This window comes from Agrobacterium tumefaciens (genome assembly GCF_005221325.1).
Classification (GTDB): Bacteria; Pseudomonadota; Alphaproteobacteria; order Rhizobiales; family Rhizobiaceae; genus Agrobacterium.
The window spans coordinates 1,562,501-1,584,221 of record NZ_CP039889.1; the positions used below are offsets into that span (position 1 = coordinate 1,562,501).

The window sequence follows — 21,721 nt, forward strand, 5'->3', positions numbered from 1 at the left end:
GAACATGGGGAGACCACTCTCCAAGCCTAAGTACTCGTGCATGACCGATAGCGAACAAGTACCGTGAGGGAAAGGTGAAAAGCACCCCGACGAGGGGAGTGAAATAGAACCTGAAACCGGATGCCTACAAACAGTCGGAGCCCGCAAGGGTGACGGCGTACCTTTTGTATAATGGGTCAACGACTTAGTGTAACTAGCAAGCTTAAGCCGGTAGGTGTAGGCGCAGCGAAAGCGAGTCTGAACAGGGCGATTGAGTTAGTTGCATTAGACCCGAAACCGAGTGATCTAGCCATGAGCAGGCTGAAGGTTGGGTAACACCAACTGGAGGGCCGAACCCGTATCTGTTGCAATAGATTGGGATGACTTGTGGCTAGGGGTGAAAGGCCAATCAAACTCGGAAATAGCTGGTTCTCCGCGAAATCTATTTAGGTAGAGCGTCGACCGAATACCCTCGGGGGTAGAGCACTGGATGGGCTATGGGGACTCACCGTCTTACTGATCCTAACCAAACTCCGAATACCGAGGAGTACTAGTCGGCAGACACACGGCGGGTGCTAACGTCCGTCGTGAAGAGGGCAACAACCCTGACCTCCAGCTAAGGTCCCCAAGTCATGGCTAAGTGGGAAAGGATGTGAGGATCCCAAAACAACCAGGATGTTGGCTTAGAAGCAGCCATCATTTAAAGAAAGCGTAACAGCTCACTGGTCTAAATAAGGGTCTTTGCGCCGAAAATGTAACGGGGCTAAAGCCATGCACCGAAGCTGAGGATTGTGGCAACCTTCGGGTTGCTTCAGTGGTAGCGGAGCGTTCCGTAAGTCTGTGAAGGCGGACCCGTGAGGGCTGCTGGAGATATCGGAAGTGCGAATGTTGACATGAGTAACGATAAAGGGAGTGAGAGACTCCCTCGCCGAAAGACCAAGGGTTCCTGCTTAAAGTTAATCTGAGCAGGGTTAGCCGGCCCCTAAGACGAGGCGGACACGCGTAGTCGATGGGAACCACGTTAATATTCGTGGGCCTGGTGGTAGTGACGGATCTCGTGTGTTGTACATTCTTATTGGATTGAATGTGCGGCGAAGAGGTTCCAGGAAATAGCTCCACCGTATAGACCGTACCCGAAACCGACACAGGTGGTCAGGTAGAGTATACCAAGGCGCTTGAGAGAACTATGTTGAAGGAACTCGGCAAATTGCACGCGTAACTTCGGAAGAAGCGTGACCCTTTTGTACGCAAGTATGATGGGGTGGCACAGACCAGGGGGTAGCGACTGTTTATCAAAAACACAGGGCTCTGCGAAGTAGCAATACGACGTATAGGGTCTGACGCCTGCCCGGTGCTGGAAGGTTAAAGGGAGGGGTGCAAGCTCTGAACTGAAGCCCCAGTAAACGGCGGCCGTAACTATAACGGTCCTAAGGTAGCGAAATTCCTTGTCGGGTAAGTTCCGACCTGCACGAATGGCGTAACGACTTCCCCGCTGTCTCCAACATAGACTCAGTGAAATTGAATTCCCCGTGAAGATGCGGGGTTCCTGCGGTCAGACGGAAAGACCCCGTGCACCTTTACTATAGCTTTACACTGGCATTCGCCAAGGCATGTGTAGGATAGGTGGTAGGCTTTGAAGCAGGGACGCCAGTTCTTGTGGAGCCATCCTTGAAATACCACCCTTATCTTCGTGGATGTCTAACCGCGGTCCGTTATCCGGATCCGGGACAGTGTATGGTGGGTAGTTTGACTGGGGCGGTCGCCTCCGAAAGAGTAACGGAGGCGCGCGATGGTGGGCTCAGACCGGTCGGAAATCGGTCGTCGAGTGCAATGGCATAAGCCCGCCTGACTGCGAGACTGACAAGTCGAGCAGAGACGAAAGTCGGTCATAGTGATCCGGTGGTCCCGTGTGGAAGGGCCATCGCTCAACGGATAAAAGGTACGCCGGGGATAACAGGCTGATGACCCCCAAGAGTCCATATCGACGGGGTTGTTTGGCACCTCGATGTCGACTCATCGCATCCTGGGGCTGGAGCAGGTCCCAAGGGTATGGCTGTTCGCCATTTAAAGCGGTACGTGAGTTGGGTTCAGAACGTCGTGAGACAGTTCGGTCCCTATCTGCCGTGGGTGTAGGAATATTGACAGGATCTGTCCCTAGTACGAGAGGACCGGGATGGACGTATCTCTGGTGGATCTGTTGTCCTGCCAAGGGCATAGCAGAGTAGCTATATACGGAATGGATAACCGCTGAAGGCATCTAAGCGGGAAACCAACCTGAAAACGAGTGTTCCCTATCAGAGCCGTGGAAGACGACCACGTTGATAGGACGGGTGTGGAAGCACAGCAATGTGTGAAGCTTACCGTTACTAATAGCTCGATCGACTTCTTCGTTCCCATTGTTCATGCTCATCGAAGATGAGCATCATCTGTTCAGCGCTCACGCGCGTACGCCCTTCGGGCTGCGCTCCGCGAGGGCGCCGGACGACCGGCGACGGCCTCTGGCCTGTATTGCTGCCCCGCTCACTGTTGAGCAAGGGCGTAATACGGACAAGGCGCGCCAGACGTGTTAAATTAAATAGAGCCTCGGCTCTCCAGCTTCTCGAAAACAGTTTCCATGTGAAAACATGGTCTGTGATCGCTTGGATCAGACGGCGCCTCATATGCGAGGTGCCCGTATGGCCCATTGGTGTCCCCTGTGAGCGTCAAGCGAACAGGATAAGGCACACCAATAAACAAGCAATCATATGATCCATGCCTTCATGGATCATATGTTGCGTTTTGCCGACCTGGTGGTTATCGCGGGGCGGCTGCACCCGTTCCCTTTCCGAACACGGCCGTGAAACGCCCCAGCGCCAATGGTACTTCGTCTCAAGACGCGGGAGAGTAGGTCGCTGCCAGGTCTGCAAAACGCAACAAGCAATCTTCTCATCACTCTCTTCGGCCCAGCCGATACAAAGGGCCGCTACAAGCGGCCTTTCGTCGTTCTACGGCATAAAACAAAGGCAAACGCACAGTGCGTCCCTTACAGGAGATAAATTGCTCCGCAATTTACTCCGGCAATATGCATCACAGCTTCCCTGTGATGCAGTCGCGATAAATCCCATAGGGATTTACGCTGGTAACGCGGGGTGGAGCAGCCCGGTAGCTCGTCAGGCTCATAACCTGAAGGCCGCAGGTTCAAATCCTGCCCCCGCAACCAAAATTTACAAAGATTATCAAAGGGCTCCGAGGAAACTCGGAGCCTTTTTGCGTTGATGCTCCAGCTCAAACTCGCCGGTACGAAGCTTATCCACATAGTCGTCGCGCTTCAGCACCCCGGACTGCTTATCCATGATCATCGGTGATACCTTTTCTGGGTTCTCTTCTTGCGACGATCCGGTCGCTTGCGAATGATACGTAGTCCAATCGAATGGTATACGACCTTCTTAAAGGCCGTCGGGCTTGGGAGCGTGACCATCGTAATAGATTGTCGGGAATGGCGGCCAGCCGGCGACGGCCGGCATCGCCGCGATCTGCTTGTGAAAACGGGCGTCTGGCCCAAGATGGGCTTGGGCATTGCTGCGCTCGAGCCGTAGGCGTCGGTCAATTCGTTGTGGTGGCCTTGCAGCTTCTCGACGGCAGCGGCTTCCAGCCGGCGACCGGCGCGATAGGCGGCCGGAATTTCAAGAAGGATGCGAAACGAAAACAGTAGCATACCCTTTGCCAAAATCGGAGTAGCGGTGGTTTCTCGCCAGCGCCTCGATATGCAGTAATCGCAGCATTTGCCATCAGCATGGCGATCGTCATCGGGCCGACGCCACCCGGAACCGGGGTTATGACGGCCGCGAGGGTCCTGGCTTCATCAAAGGCAACGTCGCCAACAAGGCGTGTCTTGCCTTCTCCCATTTCGGGTGCTGGTATCCGGTTGATACCGACATCCATGACTGTCGCGCCAGACTTCACTCAATCACTCTTGACCATCTCAGGACGGCCGACGGCTGCGACAAGAATATCGGCGTTGCGGCAGATGGCTGGCAGATTTTTGGTACGCGAGTGAGCGGTGGTAACTGTGGCGTTGGGGTTTAGCAGTAGCTGCGCCATCGGTTTGCCGAACAGGTTCGAGCGACCAACGACGACGGCGTTGAGGCCTGAAAGATCCTCCCCATCGTGCGGAGAACGAAGACCATGGCGCCGGCCGGCGTGCAGGACACCAGACCCGTTTCGAGATCGCCTGTCGCGAGTTTGCCGGCATTGACGACATGAAGGCCGTCGACATCCTTTTTCGGCAGGATTGACCGAATGATCGGCCCGCTATTCAACGGCTTCGGCTTCGGCAGTTGCACGAGGATGCCGTGGATCGACGGATCGACATTCAACGAGGCGACAAGCGAGCCAAGTCCTTCTGGCTGGTTTCCGCAGCCAATGTGCACTGTACGGATTTGAAGCCGCATTGCTTGGCAATTCGGCTTTTGGAGTTAACATAAGCATGGCTCGCCGGAACGTCGCCGACTATGATGACGGCCAGTCCTGGCCTGACACCGCTGCGTTCTTCGAGCGTAGCGCTTGCTTGCCTAACGGCATTGATCACCGAACTGGCGGTTGCTTTCCCATCAATGATTATTGTCACGTTCGTATCTCTAACTGCGCGTCTCAATCGAATTCGAGGCTCATCCGGGCAAGATCGTCCCACAGGCTTTCGGCAAAACCGCGCAGCACAATGACTTCGAAGACCTGTCCGTCGATGCGGGTGAGGTGGGTGGCGATGTGGCCGATCAGCGTCGTGGCGGAGCGTCCCACCGGGAAGGCTGCGAGAGACAGGTCGACCGCCGTGCCTTTGGCCAGTACCCGCTCGCCCAGCCTGCCTTCGATGCGGATGCGCACGCGCCCCTGGCTCTGGTCGACACCCGTTGCCTGAGGTTCGAGCGCTGTAAGAAGCGCCTTCATATCAGCGTGAGGCAGAGGCTGTTCACCGACGATGAACCATTGGCCCGGTGAGACCGCGCGTACATCACCTATGGTGAGGCCGCGAAGGCGGGCTTCCAAATCTGCTGCGCCGGGTGCGGCCAGAACGTGGATGATCGCGCCTTCCGGCAAAGGGGAGAGTTTGATGGCGGTGGAGGCAATCGCTCCCTTTGCGCCCAGCACCGGGCGGAGCGTCGGCCGGAAGTCAGACTTGAAATCAGACATGGAGTTTCTCGTTTTGAGGATCGACAAAAACCGGGTTGCAAAGGCGGGCTTGGGTAAATTCGTTGCGAAGGCCGTTCCAGACCATGACCTCCTCACCATGTCTTTCCGGCCCGTTCTTGACGAGGGCGAGACCGATGGTCGAGCCTAGATGGGGTGAGAATGCGCTGGAGGTGACATAACCCTGATCGTTCTCCAGAGTTGCCGCGGCATCCCTGGCGAGAATATGCGAGCCGGTGCGGAAGGACTGTTTTGGATCAAGCGGCACGACGCCGACGAGGCTCGGACGGTCGGCGGCGGAAAGCCCCTCGCGCTCCAGCATCCGCCGACCAATGAAATCGGCCTTGGTGGCGGAGACCATTTTGCCGAAGCCGAGATCGGTGGGCACCACCGTGCCATTGATCTCGTTGTGGGTGACATGGCCCTTTTCGATGCGCAGCACGCCAAGCGCCTCGACACCATAGGGCATGATGGTTTCCGGCTTTCCTGCTTCCATCAGTGCATCGGCAACGCTTTCACCGTAACCGGCCGGGACGGCAAGCTCGTAGGCCAGTTCGCCGGAGAAGGAAATCCGGAACAGGCGTCCGTGCAATTGTCCGCGAAACAGCGAGACTTCTTTGGCCGCAAGAAAGGGGAAAGCCTCGTCGGAAATATCCTCATCGACGATCCTCTCGAGAATGGCGCGTGCCTTCGGTCCGGCAATCGCCATCTGCGCCCATTGATCGGTGACGGAGGCAAGCCGCACGTCGAGACCCGGCCAGAGTGCCTGGGCGCAGAATTCAAGGTGGTTCATGACACCTGCCGCATAGGCCGTGGTAGTCGTCATGAAGAAGCGGTTTTCCTCCAGCCGGCTGGTGGTACCGTCATCATAGATCATGCCGTCTTCACGCAGCATCAGGCCATATCGTGCCTTGCCGATGGGCAGCTTTAGGAAAGCGTTGCAATAAACCCGGTTAAGGAATTCGGCGGCGTCGCTGCCGCAAATCTCGATCTTGCCGAGCATTGAGACATCGCAGAGGCCGGCATTTTTGCGCACATTCAGAACTTCGCGGTCAACGCTTTCCCGCCAGCCGCTTTCGCCTTTGCGGGGAAACCAGGAGGAACGATACCAGAGGCCGGTTTCGACGAAGACCGCGCCATTCTTCTCCGCCCAGCCATGTAACGGCGATTTGCGTACCGGCTGGAAATGACGGCCGTGATAAGCGCCGGTGAGCGCGCCAAAGGAGACGGGCGTGTAGAACGGCCGGAACGTGGTGGTGCCGACATCCGCCGGGGAAACGCCGCGCGCTTCAGCCAGCAGCCCGATGGCGTTGACGTTGGAGAGCTTGCCCTGATCAGTTGCCATGCCGTTCGTGGTGTAACGCTTGGCCAATTCGACATGACCGTAACCTTCGCTGACGGCGAGACCGAGATCTTTGCGATGAACATCATTCTGGTAATCGACAAAGGCTTTGGCCTTGACGCCGGGGATGGACCAGAGTGCCTTGGCGGGCGGGGCGACGACATCGTTTTCCACGCTGCCGAATGTCGGTGTTGTCGCTGTAAAACCGAGATTCTGCGCAAGCGCCGCACCCTTTCGCGCGCCATCCTCAAGGCAGGCGGCTATGCCATTTGTCGCGGAGACTGCGCCGGCGAGTTCGAGCCCCTTGAGATTGCCGGGTGCGAGGAAGGCAACATTGTCTTCCGACCAGACCGGTTTTCCGCCGCGATGGCAGGCAAGATGGATAACGGGGCTGAAACCGCCCGACATGGCGAGCGCATCGATATTCATGCTTTCCGTGCGGCCATTTGCATATACCTCAATGGCGGAAAGCGCCTTGCCACCCTGCGCATTCGAGACGACGCCACCTTTGATGACACGCGCCTTGCCTTCGTAGCGCGGATTACCCTGCTCACGGCTGTCGATGATGGCGGCGGGAGCGACGCCCTGCGCCTCCAGATCGCGGGCAAGCGCATACCCGCTGTCGTTGGTGGTAAAAATTGCCGTCGTCGCACCGGGGCTTACGGCATAACGGTTGAGATAGCTGCGCATGGCGCCCGCCATCATCACGCCAGGAACATCGTTGCCGCCGAACACCAGCGGCCGTTCTTCCGCACCGGTTGCAAGCAGCGCGCGTTTGGCGACGATGCGCCACAGGCGCTCCACGGGCACATGTGCTTTCGGATCGGGCAGGTGCTTTTGCACCCGTTCCACCGCGCCGAAGACATTGCCGTCATACCAGCCGAAGGCCGTGGTTCGCGTCAGCACCGTCACATTCGGCAAAGCGTCGAGTTCGGCGACGCATTGCGCCGCGAAATCCGGAGCGCTCTTGCCGCCGATGGCCGCTGTCTCGGAAAGAAGCCCGCCGCCTGCGAGGGAATGTTCATCCACAATGATGACGCGCGCGCCGGCGCGTCCTGCGGCAAGGGCTGCGGCGAGCCCCGCCGCGCCGGAACCGATCACCAGCAGGTCGCAATGCGCCCAGCATTTATCATAGGTATCCGGATCGGCTTCGTAGCTTGCTTTGCCGAGACCGGCGGCTTTGCGGATGAAGGGCTCGTAGACCTTTTCCCAGAAGGCGGCAGGCCACATGAAGGTCTTGTAATAGAACCCCGCGCCGAGGAAGGGCGACAGAAGGCCGGTCAGCGCACCGATATCGAAATCGAGAGAGGGCCAGCGGTTCTGGCTTCTGGCTTCCAGCCCGGCATAAAGTTCCTGCATGGTGGCGCGGGTGTTCGGCTCCGTGCGGCCGTCGCGGCCGATGGTCATCAGCGCGTTCGGCTCGGCTGCACCCGCCGTCAATATACCGCGTGGTCGGTGGTATTTGAAACTGCGGCCGACGATTTTCTGGCCATTGGCGAGCAGGGCGGAGGCGAGGCTGTCGCCCTCAAAGCCTGACATCGGCTTGCCGTCGAAGGTGAAGGAAAGCGGTTTCGAGCGGTCGATCAGACCGCCGGTCTTCAGGCGGTTGAAACTCATGCGTTTGTCACTTTCGTGTTGTCGGCAGCGTCGCGGCAGGCGGATATCTCATGGGTGACGGTATCGCGGGCGACGACCAGCCAACGGCGGCAACCGGAGGTGTGGTGCCAATATTCCTCATAAGCTCCGCGAGGGTTGTCGCGCAGATAGACGTAATCGTACCATTCCTCAGTGCCGGCATCCGCCGCAGGCCTTTGAAGGGCAGCACCCTTGATGGTGAATTCTTCCTTGGGTCTTGGCCCGCAATGCGGGCAGGGCACGAGACTTGCCATTTCAGATGTCCTTGATCCGCCAGATAGCGGGATGGCGAAAAGTGTGAGCGGTTTTCGCCTGAAATCCCGCTACAGATTTAGTGAAGGTTAGGCTGTGCGCCCTGGCCTTTTTCATCGATGAGATAACCGCGCCGGAAACGATCGAGCCGGAAGGCCATTGCTGTTTCCTGCGGTGTGCCGCGTGCGAGAAGATGGGCGAAGCAGAAACCGGAGGCGGGCGTGGCCTTGAAGCCGCCGTAACACCAGCCGGCATTGAGATAGAGATTGTCGATCGGGGTCTGGTCGATGATCGGTGAACCATCCATCGACATATCCATGATGCCGCCCCAGGAGCGCAGCACCCGGACGCGGGAGAGCGCCGGTATCATCGCCTTGCCGGCTTCCGCCACATGTTCGACCGTCGCCAGATTGCCGCGCTGGGCGTAGGAATTATAGCCGTCTATATCGCCGCCGAAGACGAGGCCGCCCTTGTCCGATTGCGAGACGTAAAAATGGCCCGCTCCGAAGGTGACGACGCCATCGATGAAGGGCTTCAGCCCTTCCGACACAAAAGCCTGCAATACATGGCTTTCAATTGGCAACTTCAGCCCGGCCATGGCGGCGACCTGCGAGGAGTTGCCCGCCGCCGCCAGAGCCAGCTTGCCGCAACCGATGAAGCCGCGGCTTGTTTCAACGCCCACGACCGCGCCGTTTTTGCGGCGAATGCCTGTCACCTCACAGCCCTGGATGATATCGACGCCCCGGCTGTCTGCGCCGCGCGCATAACCCCAGGCAACGGCATCGTGACGGACAGTGCCGCCGCGCCTCTGCAGCAATCCGCCCTGAACGGGGAAGCGTGCATTATCGAAATCGAGAAATGGCAACATCGCCTTGACCGATGCGCGGTCCAGCAACTCGGCATCGACGCCGTGCAGCCGCATGGCATTGCCGCGCCTTGTATAGGCATCACGCTGCGCATCCGAGTGGAAGAGATTGAGCACGCCGCGCTGGGAAACCATGGCGTTGAAGTTGAAATCCTGCTCCAACCCTTCCCACAGTTTCATCGAAAGCTCGTAGAACGGGTTGTTGCCCGGCAGCAGGTAATTGGAGCGGATGATCGTGGTATTGCGGCCGACATTGCCGGAGCCGATATAGTTTTTCTCCAGCACGGCGACATTGGTGATGCCGAATTCCTTGGCGAGATAATAGGCCGTCGCCAGCCCGTGCCCGCCGCCGCCAACGATGATGACGTCATAATGCGGTTTCGGTGACACATCCCGCCATGCGGGTTTCCAGGATTTGTTGCCGAAAAGGCCGTTCTTGAAAATGGAAAAGGCGGAATAGCGCATCTGCGTACCTCGAACGATATCGCACAAGCTTACTGAGGCCATTCGAAAGACGATTGCAGATAAGGGACGTTATGATCTAGAAAAGAGACATGACGGCGATCGAGCAAAAAAACACCCAGCGTATCGGTTTCATCCTTGTCCCGAATTTTGCGCTGATGTCCTACGCCTCGGCGGCGGAGCCGCTTCGGGCCGCCAATCTCATCGCCGGGACTGATCTTTATGAGGCCGTGCCTTTGTCCTTCGGTGGTGAAGCCATCAGAAGTTCGTCGGGAATCCTCGTTGACTGCCAGTCATTCGCCGTGGTGGGCGAACGATGCCATACGATCTTCGTCTGCGCTGGCGGTGGACCGCAGGACTGGGTGGTGGCGGAAGGTTCGTTCGGCATATTGCGGCGACTGGCGCGCCAGGGCGTCAGGATTGGCGGTATTTCCAGCGGGGCTTATCTGCTGGCGGCGGCAGGCCTGCTGGATAATCGCGATTTCACGATCCACTGGGAACACGCGCCGGTGCTCCGGGAAGCGTTCGCCCATCTCACGCCCAGACAAGCCCGCTTCGTCATCGATGGAGACCGCATCACCTGCGCCGGCGGCGTTGCGCCCCTCGACATGATGCATGCGATGATTTCGCAGAGAATGGGCGCGCATTTCGCAAGGCGTGTCAGCGACTGGTATCTGCATACGGCCGTGGCCGAATCTGGCGCGCCACAACGCGGCTCTTCGGCGGAACGTTATGGCACCAACCATCCGGCCTTGCTGACCGTGCTGGAAAAAATGGAAACGACCATTGAAAGCCCGCTCGACCGGCGGACCATGGCAAAGCTGGCGGGCACAAGCGCGCGCCACCTCGACCGGCTTTTCGCGACCCACCTGAAGTCGAGTTTTCTGGAGACATACCGCGCAATCCGCCTTGATCACGCCCGGCGATTGCTGGAGCAAAGCCCGCTCTCCATCGCGGAAGTGGCCTTCGCCACCGGCTTTTCCAGTGCCGGACATTTTTCGGGAAGTTTCAAGGCCCGCTTCGGTCAAACGCCGAATATGCTGCGGCAAAGATTTCCTCCGAATTAAAATAGTTTTCCTGTAAGGAAGGGAAAACACGATAATGCCGGAGGACACCATGGCGAAGGAAGCCACCAAGACCGAAGCTGCGTTCCCGTCGCAGGACCCGCATGCCGTTCGCGAGCCAAGGGTCAACAATCTGGAAATGGCGATCGGCCACGAGGTGCGCGCCTATCGCAAGAAGCTCGGCATCACCGTCACCGATCTTGCTTCGGCCACCGGCGTTTCCGTCGGCATGCTTTCCAAGATCGAGAACGGCAACATCTCCCCGTCGCTCACCACGCTGCAGACGCTCTCCAAGGCGCTCGGCGTGCCGATCACGGCCTTCTTCCGCGGTTTCGAGGAGCCGCGCAGCGCCACTTTCGTCAAGGCGGGGCAGGGGGTGAATATCGAGCGCAGAGGTACCCGCGCAGGCCATCAATACAGCCTGCTTGGCCACATAGACAACAACACCAGCGGCGTCACCGTCGAGCCCTATCTCATCACATTGACGACCGATTCCGATGTGTTTCCGACCTTCCAGCATGAAGGCATGGAGTTTCTCTACATGCTGGAGGGCGAGGTGGTTTATCGCCACGGCGAGCAGCTTTTCACCATGCAGGCCGGCGACAGCCTGTTTTTCGATGCCGATGCGCCGCACGGGCCGGAAGAGCTGGTAAAACTTCCCGCGCGTTATCTGTCGATCATTTCTTATCCGCAAAGGCGGATGACCAATGATTGATATTTTGCCTTAGAAGAAAAAAATATTCCTGATAGTTGACGAGATGGAATTCCATATGTTAGCCCTTCATTCAGAAACGAATGGAGGTGCCTGTCGATGTGCGGCATTGTTGGACTATTCCTGAAAGACAAAAGCCTTGAACCGCAGCTGGGTCAGCTGCTCTCGGACATGCTCGTCACCATGACCGATCGCGGCCCGGATTCGGCCGGTATCGCGATCTATGGAAGTGCGGCCGATGGCCGAGCGAAAGTGACGATCCAGTCTGCCGATCCCGCCGCTGATTTTTCCGGCCTTATCGAGGCGCTGAAGGAAAACGGCGTTGACGCCGTGGTCACGGTGAAAAGCACCCATGCGGTTCTCGATATTCCCGCCGGGAGGCTGGATGGTATTCGTGCGGTTCTCGCAGCCGTCCGCCCTAATGTGCGGGTAATGGGCTCCGGCGACAGCGTGGAAATCTACAAGGAAACCGGCCTGCCGAAGGATGTCGTCGCCCGTTTTGACGTGCGCTCCATGGCCGGCAGCCACGGCATCGGCCACACCCGCATGGCGACGGAATCGGCGGTGACGACGCTTGGCGCGCATCCCTTCTCCACCGGCGCTGATCAATGCCTGGTGCATAACGGTTCGCTTTCCAACCACAATAATCTGCGCCGCGAACTGGTGCGTGAAGGCATGACGTTCGAGACCCAGAACGACTCGGAAGTCGCCGCCGCCTACCTCACGGCGGAAATGGCCAAGGGCAAGGATCTGGGCGAAGCGCTGACCGGCGCGCTCGATGATCTCGACGGTTTCTTCACCTTCGTCGTCGGCACCAAATCTGGTTTTGGCGTAGTGCGTGATCCCATCGCCTGCAAGCCTGCTGTCATGGCCGAGACCGACCAATATGTCGCTTTCGGTTCGGAGTACCGCGCGCTCGTCAATCTGCCCGGCATCGAAAATGCCCGCGTGTGGGAGCCGGAACCGGCGACCGTCTATTTCTGGGACCATGAAAAGGCCGCCTGAGACCCGTCATCGGCGCCTGTTTTGAAAGTCATAATCCATGCCAGTTTTCGATCTCTCCCACACGCCCTTGCGTGAACTGAATAGCGCACTTCATGGCCTCTCCTCTGGTGTCAACGATACCGAATTCGAAGTCGTTAATCCGCGCGGCCACCATGCTGTCGCTGTCGGTATCGACAGCCCCGTGACCGTCGATGTGCACGGTTCGGTCGGTTATTATTGCGCCGGCATGAATGATGGCGGCACCGTCACCGTTCACGGCTCGGCCGGGCCGGGTGTCGCTGAAAACATGATGTCCGGCACCGTCGTCATCGAGGGCGACGCCTCGCAATATGCGGGTGCCACCGGTCGCGGTGGGCTTCTGGTCATCAAGGGCAATGCCGCCTCTCGCTGCGGCATTTCCATGAAGGGCATTGATATCGTCGTGAAAGGCAATATCGGCCACATGTCCGCTTTCATGGGCCAGTCCGGTCACCTCGTCGTCTGCGGCGATGCGGGCGATGCGCTGGGTGACAGCCTTTATGAGGCGAAGCTTTTCGTGCGCGGCTCGGTCAAGAGCCTGGGGGCCGATTGCATCGAGAAGGAAATGCGACCCGAGCATCTCGAAAAGCTTGCAGAACTCCTCGAAAAGGCCGGCGTCACGGATGTCAGCCCAAGTGAGTTCAAGCGCTACGGCTCGGCCCGCACGCTCTACAATTTCAACATCGACAACGCCGACGCGTATTGAGGCGAGGGATATTCAGATGAGCTATCACAACCCCTTCACCCCGCCGCGCAAATCCGCAACCTTCGACGATCACACGCTGGCGGAAATCCGCCGCGCGGCTGCGACCGGCATTTATGACATTCGTGGAGCCGGCACGAAGCGCAAGGTGCCGCATTTCGACGACCTGCTGTTTCTCGGCGCCTCCATCTCGCGTTATCCGCTCGAAGGTTACCGCGAGAAATGCGATACGACCGTGACACTCGGCACCCGTTTCGCCAAAAAGCCGATCACGCTGAAAACGCCGATCACCATTGCCGGCATGAGCTTTGGTGCTCTTTCCGGCAATGCCAAAGAGGCGCTTGGCCGTGGTGCGACCATTGCCGGCACCTCCACGACGACGGGCGATGGCGGCATGACGGATGAGGAGCGCGGCCATAGCCAGACGCTGGTTTACCAGTATCTGCCCTCGCGTTACGGCATGAACCCGAAGGACCTGCGCCGTGCGGACGCCATCGAGGTCGTGGTCGGCCAGGGCGCGAAGCCGGGCGGCGGCGGCATGTTGCTCGGCCAGAAGATTTCCGATCGCGTTGCCAATATGCGCAACCTGCCGAAGGGCATCGACCAGCGCTCCGCCTGCCGTCATCCCGATTGGACCGGCCCGGACGATCTCGAAATCAAGATTCTCGAATTGCGCGAAATCACCGACTGGGAAAAGCCGATCTATATCAAGGTCGGCGGCGCGCGGCCTTATTACGACACGGCGCTTGCGGTAAAGGCCGGTGCCGATGTGGTGGTGCTGGATGGCATGCAGGGCGGCACGGCGGCCACGCAGGATGTCTTCATCGAAAATGTCGGCATGCCAACGCTGGCCTGCATTCGGCCCGCCGTTCAGGCGCTGCAGGACCTCGGCATGCACCGCAAGGTGCAGCTCATCGTCTCCGGCGGCATCCGTTCGGGTGCCGATGTTGCCAAGGCACTCGCACTCGGCGCCGATGCTGTCGCCATCGGTACTGCGGCGCTGGTTGCACTGGGCGACAATGATCCGCATTGGGAAGCGGAATACCAGAAACTCGGCACAACGGCCGGCGCTTATGATGACTGGCACGAGGGCAAAGACCCCGCCGGCATCACCACGCAGGATCCGGAGCTTGCCGCGCGTCTCGATCCTGTCGCCGCCGGTCGCCGCCTTGCCAACTATCTGAAGGTCATGACGCTCGAAGCCCAGACCATCGCGCGCGCCTGCGGCAAGAACCATCTCCATAATCTGGAGCCGGAAGATCTTGTGGCGCTGACCATGGAGGCGGCTGCCATGGCGCAGGTTCCGCTGGCGGGAACGAACTGGTTCCCGGGAAAAGGCAGCTTTTAAGCCATAAAGAACGGACGGGCGCATTTGGGAGGATGTGCCCGTCTTTTTTCAAAGAAGTGTCTGATACCAAAAAAAGGGGAATGACGTGACACTGGACCTCTCCACCTTTGCTGCCGAAAAGGGCATCAAATATTTCATGATCAGTTATACTGATCTCTTCGGCGGCCAGCGCGCCAAGCTGGTGCCGGCGGAAGCGATCGCCGATATGCAGAAGGGCGGCGCGGGGTTTGCCGGTTTCGCCACATGGTTCGATCTGACGCCTGCCCATCCCGATCTTTTCGCCGTGCCGGATGCCTCCTCCGTCATCCAGCTTCCATGGAAAAAGGATGTCGCCTGGGTCGCTGCCGATTGCGTCATGGAAGACCAGCCGGTGGAGCAGGCGCCGCGTGTGGTTCTCAAGAAGCTCATTGCGGAAGCGGCGGGCGAGGGGCTCAGGGTCAAAACAGGTGTCGAGCCGGAATTCTTTCTGATTTCGCCTGACGGTGCAAAAATCTCCGACGAATACGACACGGCGGAAAAGCCCTGCTACGATCAGCAGGCCGTCATGCGCCGTTACGATGTGATCGCCGAGATTTGCGACTACATGCTGGAGCTTGGCTGGAAGCCCTATCAGAACGACCATGAGGATGCGAATGGCCAGTTCGAGATGAACTGGGAATATGACGACGCGCTCCAGACTGCCGACAAACATTCCTTCTTCAAGTTTATGGTCAAGTCGGTCGCCGAAAAGCACGGGTTGCGCGCCACCTTCATGCCGAAGCCGTTCAAGGGGCTGACCGGTAACGGCTGCCATGCCCATATTTCGGTCTGGGACCTCGGCGGCAAGGTCAACGCCTTCGCCGACAAGGAAATGCCGTTCGGGCTCTCGGCCAAGGGCAGGACCTTTCTCGGCGGCATCATGAAACATGCGTCTGCGCTTGCGGCGATCACCAATCCAACAGTCAATTCCTACAAGCGCATCAACGCGCCGCGCACTATTTCAGGTGCCACCTGGGCGCCGAATACGGTGACCTGGACCGGCAATAACCGCACCCACATGGTGCGCGTGCCGGGTCCGGGGCGTTTCGAACTGCGCCTGCCGGATGGAGCGGTGAACCCCTATCTGCTGCAGGCCATCATCATTGCTGCCGGTCTCTCCGGCGTTCGCTCCAAGGCCGATCCCGGCCGGCACTACGATATCGACATGTATCGCGAAGGCCACACCGTCACGGATGCGCCGAAGCTGCCGCTCAATCTTCTCGATGCGCTGCGCGAATATGAGAAGGATGCGGAACTGCAGCAGGCGCTCGGCACGGAGTTCTCGAAGGCCTATCTGAAGCTCAAACAGGGCGAGTGGAACAGCTATTGCGCGCAGTTCACCGCCTGGGAGCACCAGACCACGCTCGACGTCTGAGCCCGGGTTTTCCCCGCCGCCCTTGCGGCTTTTCCCGCGCGCGTCAAGCCGCGCGGGTTTTTCCCATATCGATGACAAAGAGGCGCCAGATGACGAACTTCGTCCTCACCGTAACATGCAAATCCACCCGTGGCATCGTCGCGGCCCTTTCAGGCCTTCTGGCGGAGAAAGGCTGCAACATCGTCGACAGTTCGCAATTCGATGATCTCGGCACTGGTCGCTTTTTCATGCGCGTGGGTTTCATATCCGAGGAAGGCGCGGCGCGGGATGCGCTGATGGCGGGGCTCGGGCCGATTTCGAAGACATTCGGCATGGAGGTGGCGCTGCACGATCAGGCTGAGCGGATGAAGGTTCTGCTGATGGTCTCGCGCTTCGGCCATTGCCTCAATGACCTGCTCTATCGCTGGCGTATCGGAGCCTTGCCGATCGATATTGTCGGCGTCGTCTCCAACCATTTCGACTACCAGAAGGTCGTCGTCAATCACGACATTCCCTTTCACCACATTCCGGTGACGAAGGAAAACAAGCCGCAGGCCGAAGCGCGGATCATGGAGATCGCTGAAAGCACGGGCACGGAACTTGTCGTTCTGGCGCGCTACATGCAGGTGCTTTCCGACAGGATGTGCGAGGCTATGTCGGGCAAGATCATCAATATCCATCATTCCTTCCTGCCTTCCTTCAAGGGCGCAAACCCTTACAAGCAGGCCTATCAGCGCGGTGTGAAGCTGATCGGCGCGACGGCCCATTATGTGACGGCCGATCTGGATGAAGGGCCGATCATCGAACAGGATATCGTGCGCATCACCCATGCGCAGTCAGCCGAGGATTATGTCTCACTTGGCCGTGACGTGGAGGCGCAGGTACTGGCGCGTGCCATCCACGCGCATATCCATCGGCGCGTCTTTTTGAACGGCAGCCGAACGGTGGTGTTTCCGCCAAGTCCCGGCTCCTATGCATCGGAAAGGATGGGATGAGGTGTTTCGGGGGAGGGCAGACTGCCCCGCCGCACGTCCGCTGTTGCCATAAAGGTGACGCGCGGCTAAATAAGTTGGTACGCCATAATATAAAGAGCCAGAACCTGCTTCGGCGTGCGGCGAGCGCAGGCGGGATGAGCCAGATGAGGTGATACCATGACCGGTGCTTTGCAGGGAACTGCCATTCGTGTCGAGCGTCCGACAAAGACGCTGAGGGAACTCGCGCTCGACAAGGTGCGAGATGCGATCGTGAATGGTTATTTCCGCCCTGGCGACCGTCTCGTGGAGCGCGACCTCTGCGCTCAGCTCGGTGTTTCCCGCACCATCGTGCGCGAAGTCCTGCGGCATCTGGAATCCGAAGGGCTGGTGGCGAACCTGCCGAACAAAGGCCCGATGGTCGCGCTGCTCGATCTCGACGAGGCCAAGCAGATCTACGAAATCCGCGGTGCGCTGGAGGGAATGGCGGCGCGTCTTTGCGCCGAACGCCGGGACCCGGCCATTGTCGAGGCACTGGAGGTTTCACTCAAGCACATCCGCGAAAGTTATGTCGCAAAGGACATGCCGGGTGTGCTGGCGCATACCTCGTCCTTTTACCAGACATTGTTCAGCAAGATCGACCGGCATGTCGCCTGGGGCGTCGTCAATCTGCTGACGGTGCGGATCAACCATCTCCGCTCCATGACGATCAAGACCAAAAGCCGCGATACCGAAGGCCCGGCACAGATGGAGAAGATCGTCGAGGCCATCCGGAAGGGTGACGGGGACGCCGCTTACAAAGCCGCGCTCGATCACGTCACCAGCGCCTGTGCCATTGCCGAAGCCGTTCTGACGGCGCAAAAAAGCGCCGACTGACGGATTTTTCGGCTGAGATCTACCCATCCTTGTGGCTTCCCGCCGGGAGCCGCACGGATGTGGTTTTTCTTATTTTATTGTTATTTTGCAATAATTTAGAAAATCAATTTTCCGCTTCTTGACAGGCTAAACCATTTGATGTGATGGTATGCCATAATCAATAATATAAAGAGCGGAGCTTAATATGAACTGGAATCCGATTTCCCGGAAATGCACAGCCGTGCGCGCCAGAACCCTCTTGGCCGGTGCCGCACTCACTCTTTTTACCGGCGCCGCCATGGCACAGGATTGCACGCCGAAAATATCCGACGACCACCTCATCAAGCCCGGTCATCTTGTCATGGCCACCAGCCCGACCCTGCCGCCCATGGCCTATGCCGATCAGCAGGGTGTCCTGAAGGGTCTTCGTATTGAACTCGGCTATGAGATAGCCAAGCGTCTTTGCCTGAAGCCCGAATATATCAGCACCGAATACGCGACCATGGTGCCGGGTCTGCAAGGCGGGCGCTGGGACATGATCAATGCGGGCCTGTTCGTCACGGCGGAGCGGCGCAAGATCCTGTTCATGATCCCCTATGAAAACCTTGCCATCAGCATTTCCACGGCCGTCGGCGCGTCCGATCCCATCACCAAGGTCGATGATCTCGCCGGCAAAGCCGTCAGCACCGATATTGGCGGCTATGCCGAGCGCAAGATCAAGGAACTGAACGAGGACTTCAAGAAGCGCGGTCTCGCGCCGATGACCATCAACCTGTTCGATAATTACGCGACGGTTTATCAGGCACTGCGCGCCGGCCAAGTGCAGGCGGCCGTCTCCATCGATCCTGTCGCCAAGCAATATCAGGATCGCGGTGAGTTCACCCATGCGCTTTCCGGCATGTATCCGACGCCCGGTTCGCTTTCCTTCGGCAGCAAGGACGTGGCCGATGCCGTCTCCGCCGCCCTGAAGGAGATGAGGGCCGATGGTTCTCTCGAAAAGCTGATGGGCGGCTACGGTGTCAGCATGGCGCCCGGCGACCTCGCCGTTCTCGGCCCGGAAGGCTGAATTCCATCCATCTGAACTGTCATCGCGGCGGAAAAACTTTCGCCGCGACCGTTCCCGCATGAATTGGAGAAAGACGTGAAGGGTTGGAACTGGGAAGGTTTCTTCGAATATCTGACGAATTATTATCTGTTCGAGGGCGCGCTGGTAACGCTCGGCCTCACGGTCTTCGCTATGACGGCGGGTCTTGCGCTGGGTTTCGTCATTGCTGTCATGCGCATGTCGAAATACCGCATCCTGTCCGGGCCGGCCTATTTCTACACCTGGATCTTTCGCGGTACGCCGCTTCTGGTGCAGCTCATCATCATCTATACCGGCCTGCCGCAGATCGGCATCAAGCTCACCGTCCTGCAATCCACGCTGATCGGCCTGTCGCTCTGTGAGGCGGCCTATCTCTCGGAAATCGTCCGGGCGGGTATTGCCGCCGTTCCGAAAGGCCAGATCAATGCGGCCCGCGCCATCGGCATGACCGAGGCGCAGGTGATGCGCTACATCGTCGCCCCGCAGGCCTTCCGGATTATCATTCCGCCGCTTGGCAACTCCGTGAATGGCGTTTTGAAGACGACGTCGATCGCCTCGATCATCTCCATGGAGGAGCTTTTGCGCCGCACGCAGGTGCTCATTCAGGAAAAGTTCCTCGTTCTGGAGCTGTTCACGGTCGCGGCGCTTTATTACCTCGCCATGACGACCGCCTGGGAACTCATTCAGCGTCGCATCGAGAAGCGCTTCGGCAAGGCCTATGGCCCCATGTCGACTGACATACATTAAGGAGCGGTCCGATGTCGCAAGCAACCAGCATGATCGAACTGCAATCCGTCAATAAGTGGTACGGGCCAAGTTTTCAGGTTTTGACCAATTGCAGCCTGAATGTCGCCAAGGGTGAAGTCGTCGTCATCTGCGGCCCCTCCGGCTCCGGAAAATCGACCCTGATCAAATGCGTCAATGCCCTGGAAACGATCGGCAACGGCGTCATCACCGTCAACGGGGTGGAGGTGACCAACCCGAAGACCGATATGCCGAAACTGCGCTCCAAGGTGGGCATGGTGTTCCAGCATTTCGAGCTTTTCCCGCACATGACGATCCTCGAAAACCTCTGCATCGGGCAGGAGAAGGTTCTGGGCCGCTCGCCGGCGGAAGCGCTGGCCAAGGCCAATGCGCTGCTGGAGAGGGTGGGGCTGACGGCGCATGCCAGAAAATATCCCGGCCAATTGTCGGGCGGGCAGCAGCAGCGCGTCGCCATTGCCCGCGCGCTGGCGATGGATCCAGTTGCGATGCTGTTCGACGAGCCGACATCGGCGCTCGATCCGGAAATGATCAACGAGGTCCTCGACGTCATGGTCTCGCTCGCCCAGGAAGGTATGACGATGATGGTGGTGACGCATGAGATGGGTTTTGCCCGCAAGGTGGCGGACCGCATCGTCTTCATGGATGGCGGCGAAATCGTCGAGATCGGTGAGGGCGACAGTTTCTTCACCGATCCGAAAACGGATCGTGCGCGTTCTTTCCTGTCGAAAATCCTGGCGCATTAGGCTCATGACAACCGGAGCGGGTCAGCGAAACCCGCTTCAGGTTGGAGCCTCCGGCCATTCCGAACAACGCAGAATGATAGTGGCGGAGAACCGCAATGATAAACCGTGTCCTGATGCCCCGCGAAATGCTTATCGGCGGCGGCAGCCGTTTTCGACTACCCGCCGTGCTGAAATCGCTCGGCGTCACTCGCCCGCTGCTGGTCTGCGATCCCGTGATGCAGAAGCTCGGCCATGCCGATGCGCTTTTGCAGGCACTCGCTGAGGAAGGCATCAAGGCTGCCGTGTTCGCCGACGTTGTCGAAGACCCAACGGATATATCCATCGCCGCACTGGTGAAACGTATTTCCGATGGCGGCCATGACGGTCTCGTCGCACTCGGCGGCGGCAGCGCCATGGATACGGCCAAGGCGGGCGCCATCGTTGCAACGAGCGGGGAGGATTTGCGCGCCCTGAAAGTGCCGCGGATCGTGGATTTTGCCGTCATGCCGGTGATTGCCATTCCCACGACCGCCGGAACCGGTTCGGAAGTCACGCGCGCCGCCGTCGTGACGGACACGGCTGCCAGCGAAAAAATGCTGATCCTCGGCACTGCCGCTTTGCCGGTCGCGGCCATCATCGATTATGAGCTGACGCTGACATGTCCTTACCGTGTCACGGTCGATACCGGCATCGATGCGCTAACCCATGCGCTGGAGGCGCTGGTCAACCGCAACGGCAATGCCTATTCCGAGGCGCTGGCGCTTTCCGCCCTGAAGCTGATCGGCGCCAATCTTGAAAGAGTGGCTGTTAACCCGGATGACAGGGATGCGCGTGAAGCCATGATGCTGGGCGCGACCCATGCCGGGCTTGCCGTCTCCAATACGTCCACCGCACTGATCCATGGCCTGAGCCGGCCGGTCGGCGCCTTTTTCCATGTGCCGCATGGCATGTCGAATGCGATGGTGCTGCCGCTCGTCACGCAGTTTTCGCTGAAGTCCGCTCTCCAGCATTATGCTGCCGCCGCGCGGGCTCTCGGCTGTGCCGCCGCGACAGATAGCGATCAGGTCTCCGGTGCGAAGCTGGTGGAGGCCTTCCTCGGCCTGAACAGGCGACTGAAGGTGCCGACTCCGCAAGAGTTCGGTATCGACAGAAGACGCTATCTCGATCTGGTGCCGGAAATGGTGCGCCAAGGCCTCGCTTCCGGCACGCCGGCAAATAATCCCCGGGTGCCCACAGTTGCCGAAATGACGCGACTGTACGAGCTCGCCTATGACGGAAGCATCGCGGAATTTTAGACCATAATCCACTGTTAAGATTGATGATTTTCGACTTTCTGACGAAAAATCATGCGGTACTTGACAGTCATATATTATGGCATACCATAAGATATCATATTTACGGAGA

Annotated in this window: 17 protein-coding genes, 1 tRNA gene, 2 rRNA genes and 1 pseudogene (1 of these 21 only partly in view); 15 read left to right on the forward strand and 6 right to left on the reverse strand. The window is 58.7% G+C overall.

Annotation, left to right across the window (positions count from 1 at the left end):
- The 3 genes from CFBP5499_RS22135 to CFBP5499_RS22145 all read left to right on the forward strand — a co-directional run.
- Nucleotides 1-2,370: ribosomal RNA gene (locus CFBP5499_RS22135) — 23S ribosomal RNA — on the forward strand; it begins 439 nt to the left of the window's first position.
- A gap of 394 nt (nucleotides 2,371-2,764) precedes the next feature.
- Nucleotides 2,765-2,879, forward strand: a 5S ribosomal RNA gene (rrf, locus tag CFBP5499_RS22140).
- Between the two features lie 222 nt (nucleotides 2,880-3,101).
- Nucleotides 3,102-3,178: transfer RNA gene (locus CFBP5499_RS22145), tRNA-Met, on the forward strand.
- Nucleotides 3,179-3,194: 16 nt separating this feature from the next.
- Here the strand turns inward: CFBP5499_RS22145 and CFBP5499_RS30800 are convergent.
- From CFBP5499_RS30800 to CFBP5499_RS22170, 6 genes and pseudogenes are all read right to left on the reverse strand, one after another.
- The gene (locus tag CFBP5499_RS30800) at nucleotides 3,195-3,317 is read right to left on the reverse strand and encodes a hypothetical protein (RefSeq protein ID WP_256387185.1); all 123 of its coding nucleotides are present in this window, start codon (nucleotides 3,315-3,317) and stop codon (nucleotides 3,195-3,197) included.
- 379 nt (nucleotides 3,318-3,696) lie between these two features.
- Nucleotides 3,697-4,585: pseudogene (gene folD, locus CFBP5499_RS30905) on the reverse strand (bifunctional methylenetetrahydrofolate dehydrogenase/methenyltetrahydrofolate cyclohydrolase FolD); the annotation flags it as partial.
- Between the two features lie 23 nt (nucleotides 4,586-4,608).
- Nucleotides 4,609-5,145: a sarcosine oxidase subunit gamma family protein gene (gene soxG / locus CFBP5499_RS22155; protein ID WP_080828233.1), complete on the reverse strand. Its 537-nt coding sequence runs from the start codon at nucleotides 5,143-5,145 to the stop codon at nucleotides 4,609-4,611.
- Nucleotides 5,138-8,101, reverse strand: coding sequence for a sarcosine oxidase subunit alpha (locus CFBP5499_RS22160; RefSeq protein WP_137066451.1), 2,964 nt, complete (start codon nucleotides 8,099-8,101; stop codon nucleotides 5,138-5,140). The genes soxG and CFBP5499_RS22160 overlap by 8 nt, the downstream gene beginning before the upstream one ends.
- Nucleotides 8,098-8,373: a sarcosine oxidase subunit delta gene (locus CFBP5499_RS22165; RefSeq protein ID WP_080828231.1), complete on the reverse strand. Its 276-nt coding sequence runs from the start codon at nucleotides 8,371-8,373 to the stop codon at nucleotides 8,098-8,100. The genes CFBP5499_RS22160 and CFBP5499_RS22165 overlap by 4 nt, the downstream gene beginning before the upstream one ends.
- Nucleotides 8,374-8,450: 77 nt before the next feature.
- Entirely contained in the window at nucleotides 8,451-9,701 is a 1,251-nt protein-coding gene (locus tag CFBP5499_RS22170; protein WP_080828229.1) for a sarcosine oxidase subunit beta family protein, read from the reverse strand.
- 89 nt (nucleotides 9,702-9,790) lie between these two features.
- Here CFBP5499_RS22170 and CFBP5499_RS22175 point away from each other — a divergent pair, with 89 nt between their 5' ends.
- From CFBP5499_RS22175 to CFBP5499_RS22230, 12 genes are all read left to right on the forward strand, one after another.
- Nucleotides 9,791-10,765, forward strand: coding sequence for a GlxA family transcriptional regulator (locus CFBP5499_RS22175; RefSeq protein WP_080828227.1), 975 nt, complete (start codon nucleotides 9,791-9,793; stop codon nucleotides 10,763-10,765).
- A gap of 34 nt (nucleotides 10,766-10,799) precedes the next feature.
- Nucleotides 10,800-11,477 carry a helix-turn-helix domain-containing protein gene (locus CFBP5499_RS22180; RefSeq protein WP_080828226.1) on the forward strand — a complete coding sequence of 226 codons (678 nt, stop codon included), beginning with the start codon at nucleotides 10,800-10,802 and terminating at the stop codon, nucleotides 11,475-11,477.
- A gap of 96 nt (nucleotides 11,478-11,573) precedes the next feature.
- Nucleotides 11,574-12,479 (forward strand): class II glutamine amidotransferase, encoded by a 906-nt coding sequence (locus CFBP5499_RS22185; RefSeq protein ID WP_080828225.1) that lies wholly within the window; start codon nucleotides 11,574-11,576, stop codon nucleotides 12,477-12,479.
- A gap of 37 nt (nucleotides 12,480-12,516) precedes the next feature.
- Nucleotides 12,517-13,203: a GXGXG domain-containing protein gene (locus tag CFBP5499_RS22190; protein WP_080828224.1), complete on the forward strand. Its 687-nt coding sequence runs from the start codon at nucleotides 12,517-12,519 to the stop codon at nucleotides 13,201-13,203.
- 16 nt (nucleotides 13,204-13,219) lie between these two features.
- Nucleotides 13,220-14,548, forward strand: a complete 1,329-nt coding sequence (locus CFBP5499_RS22195) for an FMN-binding glutamate synthase family protein (protein WP_046799983.1) — start codon at nucleotides 13,220-13,222, stop codon at nucleotides 14,546-14,548.
- A gap of 85 nt (nucleotides 14,549-14,633) precedes the next feature.
- The gene (gene glnT, locus CFBP5499_RS22200; protein WP_080828223.1) at nucleotides 14,634-15,941 is read left to right on the forward strand and encodes a type III glutamate--ammonia ligase; all 1,308 of its coding nucleotides are present in this window, start codon (nucleotides 14,634-14,636) and stop codon (nucleotides 15,939-15,941) included.
- Nucleotides 15,942-16,030: 89 nt separating this feature from the next.
- The gene (gene purU / locus CFBP5499_RS22205; RefSeq protein WP_080828222.1) at nucleotides 16,031-16,915 is read left to right on the forward strand and encodes a formyltetrahydrofolate deformylase; all 885 of its coding nucleotides are present in this window, start codon (nucleotides 16,031-16,033) and stop codon (nucleotides 16,913-16,915) included.
- 156 nt (nucleotides 16,916-17,071) lie between these two features.
- The gene (locus tag CFBP5499_RS22210) at nucleotides 17,072-17,767 is read left to right on the forward strand and encodes a GntR family transcriptional regulator (RefSeq protein ID WP_080828221.1); all 696 of its coding nucleotides are present in this window, start codon (nucleotides 17,072-17,074) and stop codon (nucleotides 17,765-17,767) included.
- A 184-nt stretch (nucleotides 17,768-17,951) separates the two neighbouring features.
- Nucleotides 17,952-18,812 carry an ABC transporter substrate-binding protein gene (locus tag CFBP5499_RS22215; protein ID WP_080828220.1) on the forward strand — a complete coding sequence of 287 codons (861 nt, stop codon included), beginning with the start codon at nucleotides 17,952-17,954 and terminating at the stop codon, nucleotides 18,810-18,812.
- 75 nt (nucleotides 18,813-18,887) lie between these two features.
- A complete protein-coding gene (locus tag CFBP5499_RS22220; RefSeq protein ID WP_080830136.1) occupies nucleotides 18,888-19,577 on the forward strand; it encodes an amino acid ABC transporter permease in 690 nt (229 codons plus the stop codon).
- Nucleotides 19,578-19,606: 29 nt separating this feature from the next.
- Nucleotides 19,607-20,338, forward strand: coding sequence for an amino acid ABC transporter ATP-binding protein (locus tag CFBP5499_RS22225; protein ID WP_080830137.1), 732 nt, complete (start codon nucleotides 19,607-19,609; stop codon nucleotides 20,336-20,338).
- 95 nt (nucleotides 20,339-20,433) lie between these two features.
- Nucleotides 20,434-21,612 carry an iron-containing alcohol dehydrogenase gene (locus CFBP5499_RS22230; protein ID WP_080828219.1) on the forward strand — a complete coding sequence of 393 codons (1,179 nt, stop codon included), beginning with the start codon at nucleotides 20,434-20,436 and terminating at the stop codon, nucleotides 21,610-21,612.
- Nucleotides 21,613-21,721: the final 109 nt, after the last annotated feature.

Bases quoted from the DNA above. Each gene is read 5' to 3' on its own strand.
- CFBP5499_RS22195 (WP_046799983.1), top strand. From the start codon at position 13,220: ATGAGCTATCACAACCCCTTCACCCCGCCGCGCAAATCCGCAACCTTC.
- CFBP5499_RS22210 (WP_080828221.1), top strand. From the start codon at position 17,072: ATGACCGGTGCTTTGCAGGGAACTGCCATTCGTGTCGAGCGTCCGACA.
- CFBP5499_RS22160 (WP_137066451.1), bottom strand. From the start codon at position 8,101: ATGAGTTTCAACCGCCTGAAGACCGGCGGTCTGATCGACCGCTCGAAA.
- purU (WP_080828222.1), top strand. From the start codon at position 16,031: ATGACGAACTTCGTCCTCACCGTAACATGCAAATCCACCCGTGGCATC.
- CFBP5499_RS22190 (WP_080828224.1), top strand. From the start codon at position 12,517: ATGCCAGTTTTCGATCTCTCCCACACGCCCTTGCGTGAACTGAATAGC.
- CFBP5499_RS22180 (WP_080828226.1), top strand. From the start codon at position 10,800: ATGCCGGAGGACACCATGGCGAAGGAAGCCACCAAGACCGAAGCTGCG.
- CFBP5499_RS30800 (WP_256387185.1), bottom strand. From the start codon at position 3,317: ATGATCATGGATAAGCAGTCCGGGGTGCTGAAGCGCGACGACTATGTG.
- CFBP5499_RS22225 (WP_080830137.1), top strand. From the start codon at position 19,607: ATGATCGAACTGCAATCCGTCAATAAGTGGTACGGGCCAAGTTTTCAG.
- CFBP5499_RS22165 (WP_080828231.1), bottom strand. From the start codon at position 8,373: ATGGCAAGTCTCGTGCCCTGCCCGCATTGCGGGCCAAGACCCAAGGAA.
- soxG (WP_080828233.1), bottom strand. From the start codon at position 5,145: ATGTCTGATTTCAAGTCTGACTTCCGGCCGACGCTCCGCCCGGTGCTG.
- CFBP5499_RS22230 (WP_080828219.1), top strand. From the start codon at position 20,434: ATGATAAACCGTGTCCTGATGCCCCGCGAAATGCTTATCGGCGGCGGC.
- CFBP5499_RS22185 (WP_080828225.1), top strand. From the start codon at position 11,574: ATGTGCGGCATTGTTGGACTATTCCTGAAAGACAAAAGCCTTGAACCG.
- CFBP5499_RS22215 (WP_080828220.1), top strand. From the start codon at position 17,952: ATGAACTGGAATCCGATTTCCCGGAAATGCACAGCCGTGCGCGCCAGA.
- CFBP5499_RS22175 (WP_080828227.1), top strand. From the start codon at position 9,791: ATGACGGCGATCGAGCAAAAAAACACCCAGCGTATCGGTTTCATCCTT.
- CFBP5499_RS22170 (WP_080828229.1), bottom strand. From the start codon at position 9,701: ATGCGCTATTCCGCCTTTTCCATTTTCAAGAACGGCCTTTTCGGCAAC.